Below are 14,829 nucleotides of genomic sequence, written 5' to 3' on the forward strand. Positions count from 1 at the left end.
GGTAAGGTGTAACGCACAGGAGTAAAGCCGTTGTAACGAAAGGAAACGCTGCCCGTGGTGATTTCCTGTTTATCTACGACAGGTGTCTCATGACAAATCACGGGCGTCTGGGTGGGCTGTGCGCAACGCCGTTGATGGTTTTCGGTCTGGCACTGAGTGCCGCTATTACAATCTACGTACGCATTGGAGATGCCATGCGTGATGGCATACGCCTGCTCTTGCCCCAGCAAAGCAAAGCGGGTCGCCGGATCACTTTTCATATCGGGCCGTCCTTTGTCGAACTGAGATTTCACTGCATTGGCGTTTTCATCAGCCAGAAACTCGCGCGCTTTTTGCTGCTTTATGGTGGCGTCATTCAGCGCTTTTTGCGGCGGATTGTGAACTTGGTTAATGCACTCGGCGCTACCACAGTAATCATTAAGATTGAGCTGGTCTTTAGCCTTTTCCGGGATGGCCTGCTGGGCACCTTTGGCCCAGTCGAGGTGATCCTGATATTGCTTTTGTTGATCGGCTATTGACCGCTCAGAAGCGAAAGCGTGAAAGCTGAGAGCCAGGATGAGACACGCACTACTCGTCGTTTTCATGGTGTTTCCTCTCTAACAGGCGACGCACGACATCGGGGTTATCTCCCTGAGCAAGGTGCGCCAGTGCGTCCGCGATGGAGACATTGCCTTTTACGATGTCGTAGTCGCGTTCACCGCACGGTTGTTTGGGTAAGCATCGTCCGGGCTTAACCGCAACGAACGTTGGGACATCGACAATATTGAAGGTTTGAAACCACTCAGGGCTGATCGTGAACCCACTGTTTATGGTGTCTTTTTTGCTCGTTTTGAGTAAGCGCTGGATTTTGTCGGTCGTGGCCATAAATCCTTCAGGTAACACGCCCTGAATAACCAAAGGGACTTGCCAGGCTTCGCTCTGTTTCAGTAGCGCTCTAAGACTGCTGTCAGGCATGGACAGAGAGACAAACACCATCACCCCTGATGGCGTCGTGTTGGGGTTGAACTGTTGCGGTGAGGCGAACCCTTGTAACGCTGAAGGGGTTAGCCGCTTATGCCATAAGCGGCCCTGAGCGCGGGCGGCTTCGATAAAGGGACGCTCGTCAGGCAGAGTCGCTTGTATTGAGGCAGGCGGAGCACTGAGGCTGCGTTGTTCACGCCCGGCCAGCGCGTTAAGTTCATCAGGGCTATAGCCACTGCTGGCACTGGCCATACTGTGATAGAGCAGTAGCCAGATTACCCGGTAGTAAGGCTTGGTGCGTAGCATCATCTATCCGCTCTCCTATAAAAAGACGCAGTTGCGTTTGCGCCACTGGACATAACCAAAGTTATCGCCGGTCGTTGGATTGTCATGGCCCATCTCCCATATCGCGGTGGTGGTGGTATAGGGGTGACACCACTGGGCATCCGGGGACGGCGCGCTCATCTGATAGCGGTAACGGGATTTAGGCAGAATGGGGGTCGGGTACTGGTAGCAGACGGCGCCATCTTCACCACTGGTCTCCCAGACAATGCCTTGCCTGTGCAGCTTGTAATTGAGCCTCTCCATGATGAGGGTGCCAGCCTGGATTGGTGTATCGCGGTAATTGGTGTTGCCCGTTAGGGGGTAGGCACTGCCTTGCGAGCCCAAACACCAAAACAGTGCATCAAAGGGCAGTGCGGTGTTAGTGCTGGTCGCGATCGCTTCTGGAATACACGCCAACTGAGCGATAGGGCTACCAAATAAAATCGCTTCCGGGTTGAGAACGAACGCCAGTTCATCATCGTTCCAAAGTGGATCGAGCTCAGTGAGATAGGCGACATCAAAGGCATCGGTGGCCATACAGGCGGTGGACTGCATCAGTTGAAGCCAGTAGATCACCGGGTATTTGTACCAGTGGGCGTGATAGAACCCGCCGTCACTGCTGCCTGAATCTCTGGCACTGCTTCGCCCCCCAATCCGCTGCATATTGGCGCCGCTAAGCTGCATACCCATGTTGACCATGCAGTAGGGCACTCGGGTCACATCCGTCAGGGCATACGGCTCCCAGTAACCGATGTTTAACCCTATCTGCATAAACACTGGGGGTGGTTTAGGGCAAAAGGAGATTGGCATCGACGGATTGCGGGTATCAGGGTACTGGGACGGCACAATAGGCGCAGAGCCCAGTGTCATCGGGAACATGCAGCTCCAGCAGATGTCTTTCATCGGGTTAATGAACTGTCCTGAGCAGGTGGCTCCCCCTTGTGCCACTGGGCTCAACAGGAAAAGGCTCATGAGTAGGGTTACGCGAGCGTTGATCTTCATGGTCTGCTCTCCTCATTACTGACATCAAACTCGGTGATCTGCCACTGGGTGCCCGACTGTTCAACCAGACTCGGCACGGCTTTGATGCGCAGTTTGCGTGACAGGTTGCCTTGCTGATCAAAGTAGAGCCGGCGACTCAGCCGCTCAGAGAGGGTATTCGGGCTCCCTCCGGTCAGGATCCATTTAATGGGCTTGGCGGATTGAAAGCGTTGAGCAAACGCCAGTTGCTTTTCATCTCGGCCATCGATAAACACCAGCACATGCGAGTATTCAAACTGGTGTGCCAATCGGCTTTGCTCCGGCCAGGTCCGGGCATCAAACGGATTGATCCGCGTGCCGGCTTTGGCAAACACCTGGCCGTTGGCGTCTTTCAGATCTGTGGCCAGGGTGAGACTCGGATCGACCCTGAACGTATCGGGCGAGGTGGTCGTGGTTAAGGGCAGTGGCTGCGGAGTCTCGACGCTTTGTCTGACGCGCCGGGCAAACGCCTGTTGCATCTTCGCCAGTTCACCGCTTTGCTCAAAGCCTTTTAAGCGCTGCTCTATCCACATCAGCATATCGATTTCTCCGATAGGAAAGGTCGCCCCAATGCGGCCCAGATCTTTGGCAATCAGAGGCGCATGAGAAAGCAGGCTGGCGCTGAATAGGGTAAGTAAAAGGCGCGTCTTCATCTCACTCTCCCTCCTGGCAGCGCAATGCACGTTCGAAGGCAACGATTTCCGGTCCGTAAAAATGCTCGGCGGTGGCATTGATGGCGTCCATTAATGGCATACCCTGGTTCATCAGCTTTTCGCAGTACTCAAACTCATGAGGCTCGGTGCTTAAACAGGCGCGGGAAAATGGATCAGAGAACATGCGATGATAGGAGATATGGCCACCGGCTTTGATCCGAATGCAGCTGTATCCGGCGTCACTGGCGCGTGGAAAGCTTTTTATGATCCGCTCGTCCAACTCGCTGAAGGCTTTCGGGTTGTCGGTCAGGAACTTATCAAAGCCATCGCCTTGCCTTAACACCATATGGATATCGGAGTTATCGTAACTGGCCCGGGCTTCCTCATTGGCAAAGAAATCGATGATGCCCTGTGTCACGGTGCAAAAAGAGCCGCCAAACTTACGGGCGGTGCGATAACCGGTGTTGATGAAAGAGCGTGCCTGAGCGTTGGCGCCGCTCATCAGGCTCCAGGCTTCTTCGATGATGCACATCTTCGGTGTTGAGCGAGAGCCTGACAGGTACATCTGCTGATTAATGGATACGATTAACGCGAAGATCACCGGGCGCAGCACATCTTCATTAAAGCCATCTAACTCAAGGGTGGTGATGTCTACCGAGGGATCCAGCATTGACGGCTTGTTAAAGGTATCGCCGAAAATACCGTCACTGCAGTATTTGTTGAGCTGTACGGCAATGTCATGGATGCGGCGGTCGTCGTTGTACTCTTTCGCCAGTTTAAACAGAGCGGAGCGAACATCGTCCACTTGGGTCTCGGTCTGGTTACTTTCCCAGGCGTGAATGATGGCGTCACCGAGGACGGCGAGCTGGTAGCTTTCCAGAGCCTGATACGGTGAAGCAATGGTCGCAAACAGGGCGGTAATGTTACTCAGTGCTTCCTTGATCGGATCAACGTGCTCCTGTTGCCCCTCATCGTTGACATAGTGCAGTTCTTCTTTGGCTGCTTTGGCGCTGGCCATCATCTTGCCCAGATGAGTGAACGGATTTAAATAGATATTGCGGTGATCAAGGTAGGTTCCGCCAAGCATCAGGGTCAGCTTTTTGTAACTGGCGCCTCTGTCGAGGATCCAGCATTGGCCACCGGACGCGTAGACTGACTTCGCCATGCTCTGAACAAAAAAGCTTTTTCCGGCGCCCGAACCGCCGGTTAAGGCGATGTTTTTGTTGTCACTTCCGCAGCAGAATGGATCAAAAAATGAAAGCTGGCCACGCATTGTCGGCAGCAACAGTCCGCCGGTAAGCCGCTTGATATCGAGCACAATGGGAAAAAGGTTGACCAGATTGGAGCTCTTGAGCGAGCACACCTTACCGGCGAGCGCGCAGTCGCGCCACAGACCTTCGCTCATGGTGAAGGGCAAGGCGGTCAGGAGGCTTTGCGCCTGCAGCATCACCTGGCGGCGTATATCCAGACCAGTTGCAGAAAAGGCTTCTTTCGCCGCCTGAACATCACGACGTTGCTGGCGCGTGTTGGTAAACAGGGTCAGGTTGAGAACCATCGAGCTGATGGAAAACTCTTTATCGCCAAGTCCCTTCTGCAGTTCTTTGCGCTCTTCTAACTCATCTTTTGCTGTGGGCATGATGATCGACAGTGGGGAGCCGACTGTTTTGGTCAGATCGGAGATCTTACGGTTATTGTCATGCTCAAAATTGCCGGTCACTTGCTGGCGAAAGTTTAAAGTCAGCAAATGAGGGCAGGTGACATGCCGGGCGATATTTCGAATCGAAGCAAAACATTCCGGCAGCATATTGAGCCGGTAATCGCTCGGGGTTCGGGCGAGCCCCATGCACACGGTGAGTCCCTCGGTTTCCTTTCCATCGTGGTTGGTATGACGAAACGCAATATGCTCACGGTGGACAAGCAGCTCGGTATCGGGAGACATGACTTGCTGATTGATGGGATCGTAGCCGTTATAACTGCGCTCTGTAGGGCGCGTCTGCAGCGCATCAAAGTTTAAGACATCGCCGGTAAAGGTGATCAGCCCTTTAGGCGTGAGTTTTTGCGTATCGATGCCTAACTGACTTAACGCGGTTTCTACTATGGCGCTCAAGTCGAGCAGCGCTTCGTTGTCTTTGGTCGGGGTGGAGATAAAGAAGTAAACGTCATAGTCACGTAAATCAAAGCGATGGCGATGTTTGTGGAAAAAGCCCTGCGTCGCCGCAAACTGTGCGTACTGCGCTTCTTTTTTGGCCAGAGTTTCACAGATGCCACCGCGCTGACTCAGACGCTGCTGGTTGGCTTCCAGATAGTGTGCAATGCGGTTATGGCCAAACAGGGACAACTGATAATCCCATTTGTCTCCCTGAGGCAGTTCGCACACCATCTTATTGAGCGAGCGGACCAACTCGTCATTGGCGCCGGCGCTCACACTGAGCCTGAATCCTATCCCGTGTGAGGCCCGGTTACAGAAAATCTTGTTGTCCGAATCAAAGGTGCGGTAGGGCAACTCGTGATGAAAATGATTCTGGTGCTTTTTGACGTCCTGGTAGAACGCGCTGAGTGTGCCCGCGTTCGATTTCAGGAAATAAGGAATACGCATAGTCAGTCCTCCCAGATGGCGCTTGCGGGTCGCCCGGTCCAGCGACTGTCATCGAGGATCAGGTAGATGTCGGTGGTATCGACGTAGTGCCCGCGCGTATCGATAAACGGAAAAATGGTGATCTTTTTAACCACGTCCTCGGTTCGGCTGGGCTCGCCGTGTCGGTTGCGCCTTGGCAGAATCGTAAAGTCCGTGACCACAGGGGGCGTCGGATGAGGTGTGGCCGAGGAGCCAGAGGGCACATAGGTCTTTAGGTTGGACCGGATTTCATCCATGCTGACGCAGCCTGGCGTACCGCCTACTTGGCTGCAGCTGTAGTCTTCTTCCAAACCCGCGGCGCAGCCCAGTAACAGCAGTGTCCAGCCTAATGAGAATGCAATTCTTAACATAACGGTCTCCTTGCTCAGCGGCCAAAAGGGGTTGCAGGCACGTCAATGCCCTCTTTTGACAGTTGTCCCGCGAGCGGGTTAAGTGGCGTATTGGTGATGACATCCAAGATCTGGTTCGACTGGCTGCTCATCTGCTGTTGTGCTTGGGCGCGTTCATAGTCTTCGGCTTTTAATGGATCGAGGGGAAAGCCCTCGAGAAAGACGATATTGACCACTGCGCCCGGGTTGATTTCGACGATGGGGTGATACAATTCGGCGAGGCCAATGTAATAGTCGGACAATTTTGCGCCGACACTGGCGGTCGCATTGCCGAGTAAATTGAGCGCAGAATCTTTTCCCGATAGGGTGGTGGTCGAGCCGAGTGGGGAAGTGGTCGTGGTTTGAGACAGGGCTTTGCCCGTTTCACCGATACCTGTCAGGATCCCTGAAATGCCCGCCATCTGAACGATGTCACCGTTTTTTAAAATGGTGGTACCTCGGATCCCGTTGCGACCAAAGTTAAAGGCAGTCCCTTTAACGGCCACATCTAAGATGTGCCCCTTGTCCTGAATGCAACTGATGCGGTGGGTGCGAACGATGCCGCGACTTGAAGACACTTCGCCGTAAGCGGCCGCCGTGATGGTGCAGTCTTTGAGCCTCGACTTGTCGCCATTGGGCAGGATGCCTTCATGCACAGTTTGAAACACCACCGGAGTGGTGTCGCCCTGACCCAGCACGCCAGCATTGGCATCGGCTCCTCCGGTGACGACTGCGGTGACAAAGGTTCCGGTTGGAACATAGTTGTCGGTTGTTCGGCGATCTCTCTCTTCGTCTTGGGTGTCCCAGATGAAGTCATGACTGTCAAACTCGCTACGCTTGAAGGGCCGTTGATCAGAGGCCGGGTATTGCATCTGCGCGATGTCAGGGTTGTGGCTGGCGCTTACCGCCGGACGAGGCGGGAGTGGCCGCGTCCCGAACACCTCCGGCTCATTGATGGCATCCTGAGCGTCAGTGGCTGAGTGTGGCATTGGATCTAAAAGAGTTTTCTCGGCTTGTTCAAAGGCCTGAATGCGAGCTTCCAGCTCAGCCTCTCGCTCGCGATACTCCTTGCGGACCTTATCTTCGACCAGGCGCGTGGTTTCTTTTTTAGCCCGCTCGAGATTGCGCTGAGTCTCTTCTTGTAACGTACGCAGGTTGTCTTCCAGATCCGCGACATGCTTTCTCAGACTCGACAGGGTGTGTTGCTGCAGTGTCAGGGCCGACTGATTGTCTTTTTCAACAAACCCTTGTTCGATGATGGCACCAAACTCGGCGGGCTCAGAGCTCTGGCTCGATTTGTCTGGCTTAGGTGGCCGGGTGTACTGATAAAGCCCGAACGCGCAAATGAGTAGAGCAATGACTACGATCAGAGTCAGAGCACCGTTACGAAAAGCGGTATGACGATTGATATCATCGCCTTGTTCGAACTCGCCTTGCGCATCACGCAAGACGCGTTTCTTCCAACTAGCGAACATCATTGATCCCTCCACCAGTAACGAGGTACAGGGTGGTGGCCTCACCCGGTGCGAGCTCAGTCTCATCCAGAGCGGCACTGCGCGCGGCGTAACTGTAAAACTGCGCGGTAGTAAGGGTGACACTGTCACTCGACATGTTTTTTACTTGATAAATAATGCCCGAGTAAGCGCGGCCTACGAACACAGTCTGCGGCGTGACGGGCAGTGAGGTGTCCTTCTTGGGCAGAGTTTTGGGATCCACAGGATGCACGCTGAAACCCTCGATGGCCGTCCCCTGTCTTTTCCATAGCATCATCGTCTTGGTGAATTGGGCGATGGCAGAAGGATAATCAAAGTCACGCTCAAATACGGATGGCTTTGAGAGGTGGCGATCTGTGGGCGAAAAGGCCGTGATGATGCCTGGTGTTGCCTTTGGAGTGATGAATAAGGCAAATAGGCGCCCTTTCTGGGTTAATACGTGCGCGGTAAAGGGAAGCGCGACGTTTATTTTCAGTGAAATTGAGCCTGTCTTGTCTTTCTGAACGCCGCTTGTGGTGCAAAAGCCGTGCGGGCAGGTGATATTCATGATCTTGTCGCTTTCGACCAACAGGCGATTGATGTTCACCGAAGAGAGCTGAATGGGGATGGTATCGCCATCAGCAAACGCAACCGTGGCTTTTTGCACATTTGCAGTGACACCAACAGGGCTCACGCAGGTAAGAAGCGCTCCCATCAGCCATGTATAAATTTTCATTGCTTTGCTCCTTGCTGCTTGATCCCAATCAGCTCGATGACACCGTCGCGATAAGCCATCTGGACAACATAGGTGGTCAGCTCGGCCGGCAGCGTTCGGTCGCCAACCGTTTTGATAAGATGGCCCGATTGTTTGAACTGCATCGTCTGCAGAGAGACGTGAGTTTTGCCCGGAAGGGCATCGAAGCGACTGGTGGTGTTGTACTTTTTAATATGCTCTGCATCTTCGATGAGTACCGGCTGAATAGAGGCCCAGTTCTCGGCCGGAACATAGTCGAGCAGCAAGCCGTACTGCCTAGTCACATTGGTTGGCGTGACATTGAGCTTGAGTTTGAGAAAGTATTCCCCCATCAGGTGAAGATAAGGGGCATCGACCGCGGTATCTGACACCGTGAAGGCTTGTGATAGCGTGGGTGGCACCAGCGTTCGGCTTTTTTCAGATGAAGCTTTTGCCAGGCTCAGTCCCAACACCAGACTGACCACAGTCATGGCGAGAAACCCAAAGACCAGAAGAAGGTTAAGCAGTTTACTCAGAGCGAGTAGGTGGCCTTGGTGTTGATTGTCCATGACGGTTCCCTCTATGCGAGCCAGTAGCGACACTGCGCTGGCGGGGTATGGCGGAAGATGTACTGACTGAGAGAAGCGCTGCCCCACCAGTACAACGTTAAGGCAATGATGTTGTCCCCATACTGGACCTTGATATAACGCAGTCCGGCGAACCAAACTGCGGCCAGGATGAAGCCAATCAGGTACTTGCCCATGATGAAAAAACACACAAACACAAAGGTACTCGGGAGCACTTCATCTCTCGGAAGGCCGGAGATCCGTTTGCCTTTATTGATGTGCTTGGGGATCGAGTAAAACAGTCGTTGGTTGTCCATGACGTAGCTCCTGTTTATGACAGTCCGACCAGCGGCTTGATGACTTCCCAGAAGATCATGCCGCCGGCAAATCCTCCGATGGCTCCAAACCAGTTTCGCGTCGCAAATCCGGTGACGGCGCCACCAAATGCGCCAGCAGTGAGCATGGCCATTTCGGCTGCAGAGCCGTCGCCCGCGGTGGATTTGATCGTTTCCTTGCCTGCACTAAACAGATCGGCAGATAAGGAGGGAGCCGCGATTCCAAAGAGGACCACAGCGAAAAGGAGTAGAACCATCTGGCGGCTTATGGGTGAGTTAACAGTTGGCATACAACGGTACCTCATGGGTTAAGGGCGCTCAAAAATCGCGCCGCGTATGAGTTATGGGAGAGCTCCCCCGGTCAGGCTTCGAGGAATTTACAACCGCACTTGATCGCGAGTTTACGACTGATGTGCAGCGTCCAGTTCTCCGGAGTCAGTGGTTGCCACTTTTTGAGTTTTCTAAGGTACTTTTTGCGCTGTCGCCCTTTGAGAGCATCAATGTTCGCGGATGGCAACGTGCCTGCTCGGTGAACAGTGGGCTGATTTTTGACAATGACGCATAGTGGTAGCACCGTTGGTTGAAAAATCGAACCAGTGGTGTTGATAAGAGCGGCAAAGATCAGATGCTCACCTATACGGTGTAACGCTTTGACCTTCAAAATGGTGCTCTCTGTGTCAATCGGTTGACCAATCAGTTCGGCGATGTTGCTACCGCAGATCCCGTAAACAATCCTCATATGTCCTCCTTAAATTCAGGGTAGAGTGTTGCTGAATCAGTAAAGTCAGATAAACGAAGGAGCCCCTCCCAGAGCTCGTGCTACAAACTGGCTTGTGAGCGCGTGTAGTCGCGCTCGCCTTTTTAATAAAAAGGGCTCGATGATACTCCCAATTAGTTCCCACAAACCGGATGATGATGCGAGCATGCACCCCCAGAACATGGGCATTGGTCTGCGCCTCATCGACAGGCGCCTGTATTTGGTTAGGTGATTTTTACGCTGGCCTGCGCCCTTCTGTGGCGCCTTCAGCAGTGAGAGCAGCCAACTCTCGAGATGTTGTTATGTGCAGAAGTTAAAGATGCAATGCGTCGACGTGACGCTTCGAAGCTCTAACAATGCGATATCAACGGAGTCAGTATGGTGGAATGAGAAATAGGAGCAATGTGCGAAAAGAGCGTAAACGCACAACGAACAGGAGGAGAGCATTTATCAAGTTCATCTTGCAGGGGGCAGAGTGGAGCGATTATTAGAGGTGTTGGTTGTGAAGCGTAGAAGCAATGTTATATATCAAATTGATACAAGGTAGTGATTAGCGATAAGTCCATCTCAATGTGTTTTAGAGTGGCGCAACTTTTTGTTTTGCTTGAGTAGTTAAAAGGTAAATTGACTATGAGTAAGGGTACACAACTTCTTGTTGTTGCCGAGTTTCCATTAACACCGAATACGGCAAGGCGTATTGTATGTGATTTGGCAACGAATCATACAGGGAGAATCAAGATATCAAAACATGCGCGAGAAAGGATGAATGAACGGTAAATCACTATTTTGCAAGTGATGAACGTACTGAAAAGTCGCTCTAATCGCTTTCATGAATCCCCTTTCGAACGGCCTGATAGCAACTGGCAGATGAATATCGAGGGGGTGGCATCTGGTTCAACGATTAGATTGCCATTAGTGTTGAGAAGGCATGAAAGTGACCCGACGGTTTTTGTGTTGACGCTGATAAAACTATAAAAAAATTGACGATAATGGCACCGACATTATCAGGCTAGTAGCAAGTGAGGTAATAAAATGAGCACAGGTTATCATTACACAGAGTGTGGCTTGCCTAATGTGTATCTGAAAAATGGTTACACTCTAGAGATATTTGAAGGTGAAGAGTACCTGAGCATTGATGATATGAATGCCCTGCACACTGTGATTGGATCAAACTTAGCGACAAAACCACAGGCTCTCACAGGCGCAGAACTGCGATTTTTACGTGAGACCTTTAACCATTCTCGCCGCGCATTAGGCGACATTATGGGAGTAGATCAGCAAACTGTCGGTCGATGGGAGAAGGGCGAAAGCGCCATTCCTAAAACAGTCGATTTACTGATGAGACAATTGTTTTTAGAGTCGATAGATGAAGACAGTAGCTTAAGGTTCCTACTAGAGAAACTCGCAGATAGTGAAGCGGAAGCCATGATGTACGACGTTATCTTAGAGGTGCAAAATCATCAGTGGCTGCGTGTTGTGCCTGCATAAGGCCAACGACAATATCAATAGAAAAGCCGCCACATGAAGTGGCGGCTTTTTTAATAGGTCCTCGCATCGAGTGTCGAATTTAATCTCGCCCGAAGGAGGGAAGTTGTGAGTAGACAGTAGTACTTTTCGTCTTGCGAGTCAATCAGCGCGCAACACTACCTATAGATCGGCATCTCTTTGTGATTCAAAAAGCAAATTGTTGAGTAACGATAACAACATAAGCAGTAAGAAATGCTGTTTGTGGCGAAATTATTAAACGTTTTCTGTAGCTTAGTGATGTGAGATAAAGTCTTACCGACTTGGAATGTTGAGATACGGTTATTAGTTTGAATATTCTACGGGTGACATAGTTAACAGTTTCATATTATTTCATGCTTCTTGAAAATGCTCAGAGTTATTATCCATTAACCGTCTTCCGTATTATTTATGGGGTTTCTCAATTATGAAACTGAATCAAGTGTTGAATCACACCAACCAAGTTGAACGTTCAAAGTTCATTAACTGTATTGACAAACTTTGTCAGGATAACAAAAGTGATCCTCAACTAGCTAAGCAACTCGATAAGATTGATGGCCAACTAAAGGCTGCATCAGGCAACGAAATAAATCAGTTATTTAGTCTCGTTAAGGAGCATTTCAAGAAGCATATCGTCGAACAAGTCGCTATTGGAGGTCCTCAAGCCTCACTACTAATAAACATCCTAGCTCGCGACGGCAACTGTATAGCGACGATTCCTTGGATTGAAAGCTTATACGCTAAAGAGTATGCAGAAATAAATACGCTAGCGAGTTCATTAGTTGAGGAAATGAAAGCAAATGAATCGAGCGACTATGACAGATTAACCCGACTCGATATCTATCGTGATTGTATGCACACCGCTTTTAACAATGACCTCAAATCTAATCGAACGGCAAAGATTTCCGAAGATGAGCGCGGGGTGTTAAATGTACTATCCCAGCGATTAGGTCTTTCCAGAGAAGAAGTAAACGCCATAGAGCACTCTGTTGATCCAATACCAGAGCTCGGTATTGAAGGAGCTTTAGAGTACTTAAGAGAAAATGGCATTATTCTAATTAACCGTCGACGCTCAGAAATTATGGTGGCCGATGAAGTTGTAGAAATTCTCCATGAAGTGCTGGGTAAAGAAATTCACGATAAGTTCGTATTGAGAATTTTAAGATCACTTTCTGATGCTGAGCTGTCGAATATCCTCAAAAATCATGGCTACAAAACAAGAGGTATTGAGAGACAAGACAAGATATCTACAATCGCTCACTCGGGTCTATCAATCAGAAATATCTTGATGAGTGATATACACAGTGAAGATGCTACACAGAATCAAAGAAAAGAACGCATCAAGTTTCTAATCGAAGATATGGATTTAGATATCACTCGTATTGGTACGCGCCTGCATGACAGAATTGACGTACTGATCGATTATCTGAAAACGTCTGAAGAAGATGAATTCAACGCATTAAGTGTCAGTGGTTATAAGGAACTATTGGAGTAGTTATCCCAAACTGCCCCAAATGTTGAGGAAAGAATAAGAGCTGACTTTGAAATCGAGAACAAGGAAACACTGGACCCTGAGAGATTGAAGGCTCTGAGTATAACACCGCTCGATATCCTATATCTCTACAGCAATGATGAAATCAAGACCATAAGGAATGATATGGGGCTGGCTAGGAGAGGAAATCCACGCAGTCAGATTATAGATAGCTTTGCCAGCGCGAATGATAAGTTAATAGAAAACTACCATCTGCTGGCCTGTCGCGACCTTCAAGGGTTACAAGCCGCAGGAATTGACATAAAAGAAAGTGATATCGGCGTTAAGTTCGAAGAAGCGACTCGTTCTATTCTTGAGCAATTAGGAATGAACGTAGATGAAGATCTACGAAAGGACATTAATACAGCGAAAGATAAAGCCGATATTATTGTTTCCCTAGAAAATGATGACGTTATAGTTGGTGAAGCTAAGTCATTTAAAAATGGACAGTTTGCTAAATACTCCACCACATCAAGACAAGTTAAAGCATACGTTAAACGCTGCGAAGCTAATGGTCATCGAGTTGCTCAGGTATTAATCGTTGCACCTGAATTCTCTGAAGACTTTATTGATGCGGCTGATATGGATACTGAAATTAACATCTCTCTATTGGAGGCTGCTGGGCTTCAAAAAATACTAGCCGCGTATAAACAACGCCGTAACCCTAACTTCTCTCCGAAGCTATTAACTAAGGGTGGGTTGCTTAAAGCAGATTTGATATCGAAATCTATTTAGATATTTCCCGGCACTGGAAAAATCCAGTGTCGGGACTGGTTTTGTCCGGCGATTGACTCAAAATGCTTCTAAGGTCTTAAGATCGATAAACATCGCGGGATGTTCGGTTTCATAATTCTCTAGTGTATCTAGGAAGCTGAAACCATTCTTATAATAGAAATCGACCGCTTCTGTCTTCACATCTGCAGTCAAAAAGCGACAACCTATCGCTGGAGCAATTTCATCCAATGCAATCGCGATCGCCATATCGACCAATACAGAACCAAGGCCGCTTCCGCGCTGGTTGGCATCGACCGCTAAACGCGTGATTTTTAAAGCGGGTAGAGTGGCATATCGATTAGCCTTTGGGCAATCATCTACAGCGTATGCATCGCCAAGATCTATCTCACAGCTTGTCAGCGTCATGTAGGCGTCTCTTCATTGTCATAATTACGCTCAATACAGACATAACTAATGCCAATCATCGACTCTTGAAAGTTACAAGCATGTTTTTGTAGGAAGGTCTTTAAAGGAGCGAAGGCTTGATCGCCAGAACGAAACTTTTTGCAGTTATCAGAAGGGGAAAGTTTTCGAATAGAATAGTTAGTAGTTCCCGTATGGCAGGGAACTACTATGCTTGCGCAGCGCGCATTTTAGCTAAGGCTTCACGACTACGTGCTAGCGCTTTCTTTGCATGTGGGTTAACTTTTGCTTCGCGAACTTGCTTTGCAAATTGCTTAGCATCTTCACCTGAAAGCTCTAGTCGCCCGAATGTACTACTCTTTATTGCCATTATCAGTACCCTTTCGGTTAAAATGGTAACTCTCGTGTCTGCTTGATCTAACTGCATATCAGTGAGTCTTACAGACGCCTTAATTTTCTTTGAACCTGACGAATCTGTCAACTTTATTGGTTATTTATTGAACTGACTAAGACCGACATAAGCCGACTATAACCAATTGACACCTCTCAACAACCTACGCTAACCTACTCACGCACTGGCAAAATCCAGTGTCGGGATTGGTACCCCGTTTTATTTTCTCAAGGCGCATAGACGCCAGCTTTTTGCTGGTTTTTTTATGTGCGGCTTCGGCACACCTGAACATAGTCGATTCGATTAGGAATTGTACTATCTAAATTATGGTGGGCTGGGCGGGGGCGCTTCGGCGCGCCGTGTCCTTGAGAGCGGTAGTACCAACCCTGTTCAGTTCACCACCCATAGATTGGTACCTTTGAGTGGTGATTTAGCAACACTAGA

At 49.8% G+C, this 14,829-nt stretch carries 16 protein-coding genes and 1 pseudogene; 3 read left to right on the plus strand and 14 right to left on the minus strand.

Going from position 1 to position 14,829, the window contains the following annotated elements; genetic code table 11:
* From ELS82_RS21825 to ELS82_RS21880, 12 genes and pseudogenes are all read right to left on the minus strand, one after another.
* A pseudogene (locus ELS82_RS21825) lies at window positions 1–584 on the minus strand (type-F conjugative transfer system mating-pair stabilization protein TraN); the annotation flags it as partial.
* Window positions 568–1,269, minus strand: a complete 702-nt coding sequence (trbC, locus tag ELS82_RS21830; RefSeq protein WP_244230847.1) for a type-F conjugative transfer system pilin assembly protein TrbC — start codon at window positions 1,267–1,269, stop codon at window positions 568–570. The pseudogene ELS82_RS21825 and the gene trbC, both read right to left, overlap by 17 nt.
* Window positions 1,270–1,281: 12 nt before the next feature.
* Window positions 1,282–2,256: a conjugal transfer pilus assembly protein TraU gene (gene traU / locus ELS82_RS21835; protein ID WP_244230850.1), complete on the minus strand. Its 975-nt coding sequence runs from the start codon at window positions 2,254–2,256 to the stop codon at window positions 1,282–1,284.
* Window positions 2,257–2,282: 26 nt separating this feature from the next.
* On the minus strand, window positions 2,283–2,957 hold the full coding sequence (traW, locus tag ELS82_RS21840; RefSeq protein WP_134837334.1) for a type-F conjugative transfer system protein TraW: 675 nt from the start codon (window positions 2,955–2,957) through the stop codon (window positions 2,283–2,285).
* Window position 2,958: 1 nt separating this feature from the next.
* The gene (traC, locus tag ELS82_RS21845; protein WP_134837335.1) at window positions 2,959–5,553 is read right to left on the minus strand and encodes a type IV secretion system protein TraC; all 2,595 of its coding nucleotides are present in this window, start codon (window positions 5,551–5,553) and stop codon (window positions 2,959–2,961) included.
* 2 nt (window positions 5,554–5,555) lie between these two features.
* Window positions 5,556–5,942, minus strand: a complete 387-nt coding sequence (traV, locus tag ELS82_RS21850) for a type IV conjugative transfer system lipoprotein TraV (protein WP_134837336.1) — start codon at window positions 5,940–5,942, stop codon at window positions 5,556–5,558.
* A 14-nt stretch (window positions 5,943–5,956) separates the two neighbouring features.
* Entirely contained in the window at window positions 5,957–7,438 is a 1,482-nt protein-coding gene (locus ELS82_RS21855; protein ID WP_341867197.1) for a TraB/TrbI/VirB10 family type IV secretion system protein, read from the minus strand.
* Window positions 7,425–8,168 (minus strand): type-F conjugative transfer system secretin TraK, encoded by a 744-nt coding sequence (traK, locus tag ELS82_RS21860; RefSeq protein ID WP_134837337.1) that lies wholly within the window; start codon window positions 8,166–8,168, stop codon window positions 7,425–7,427. Before traK ends, ELS82_RS21855 begins: the two co-directional genes overlap by 14 nt.
* On the minus strand, window positions 8,165–8,734 hold the full coding sequence (traE, locus tag ELS82_RS21865; RefSeq protein WP_134837338.1) for a type IV conjugative transfer system protein TraE: 570 nt from the start codon (window positions 8,732–8,734) through the stop codon (window positions 8,165–8,167). Before traE ends, traK begins: the two co-directional genes overlap by 4 nt.
* Before the next feature lie 11 nt (window positions 8,735–8,745).
* Entirely contained in the window at window positions 8,746–9,048 is a 303-nt protein-coding gene (gene traL / locus ELS82_RS21870) for a type IV conjugative transfer system protein TraL (RefSeq protein WP_134837339.1), read from the minus strand.
* A 14-nt stretch (window positions 9,049–9,062) separates the two neighbouring features.
* Window positions 9,063–9,356 carry a type IV conjugative transfer system pilin TraA gene (gene traA, locus ELS82_RS21875; RefSeq protein ID WP_134837340.1) on the minus strand — a complete coding sequence of 98 codons (294 nt, stop codon included), beginning with the start codon at window positions 9,354–9,356 and terminating at the stop codon, window positions 9,063–9,065.
* 71 nt (window positions 9,357–9,427) lie between these two features.
* Window positions 9,428–9,805 (minus strand): hypothetical protein, encoded by a 378-nt coding sequence (locus ELS82_RS21880; protein ID WP_134837341.1) that lies wholly within the window; start codon window positions 9,803–9,805, stop codon window positions 9,428–9,430.
* A 1,050-nt stretch (window positions 9,806–10,855) separates the two neighbouring features.
* Between ELS82_RS21880 and ELS82_RS21885 the strand changes: the two genes are divergently transcribed.
* The 3 genes from ELS82_RS21885 (at window position 10,856) to ELS82_RS27035 (ending at window position 13,592) form a co-directional block, all read left to right on the plus strand.
* Window positions 10,856–11,311, plus strand: coding sequence for a helix-turn-helix domain-containing protein (locus tag ELS82_RS21885; protein WP_134837342.1), 456 nt, complete (start codon window positions 10,856–10,858; stop codon window positions 11,309–11,311).
* Window positions 11,312–11,753: 442 nt separating this feature from the next.
* Window positions 11,754–12,821 (plus strand): hypothetical protein, encoded by a 1,068-nt coding sequence (locus ELS82_RS27030; protein ID WP_244230848.1) that lies wholly within the window; start codon window positions 11,754–11,756, stop codon window positions 12,819–12,821.
* A gap of 162 nt (window positions 12,822–12,983) precedes the next feature.
* A complete protein-coding gene (locus tag ELS82_RS27035; RefSeq protein WP_244230849.1) occupies window positions 12,984–13,592 on the plus strand; it encodes a hypothetical protein in 609 nt (202 codons plus the stop codon).
* A 57-nt stretch (window positions 13,593–13,649) separates the two neighbouring features.
* On the opposite strand, the gene ELS82_RS21895 is transcribed toward ELS82_RS27035, so the two are convergent.
* Both ELS82_RS21895 and ELS82_RS26435 read right to left on the minus strand, forming a co-directional pair.
* Window positions 13,650–13,997, minus strand: a complete 348-nt coding sequence (locus tag ELS82_RS21895; protein WP_134837343.1) for a GNAT family N-acetyltransferase — start codon at window positions 13,995–13,997, stop codon at window positions 13,650–13,652.
* Window positions 13,998–14,202: 205 nt separating this feature from the next.
* On the minus strand, window positions 14,203–14,364 hold the full coding sequence (locus tag ELS82_RS26435; RefSeq protein WP_167489455.1) for a hypothetical protein: 162 nt from the start codon (window positions 14,362–14,364) through the stop codon (window positions 14,203–14,205).
* Window positions 14,365–14,829 lie beyond the last annotated feature (465 nt).

Source organism: Vibrio ouci (assembly GCF_004551525.1).
GTDB classification, from domain to species: domain Bacteria; phylum Pseudomonadota; class Gammaproteobacteria; order Enterobacterales; family Vibrionaceae; genus Vibrio; species Vibrio ouci.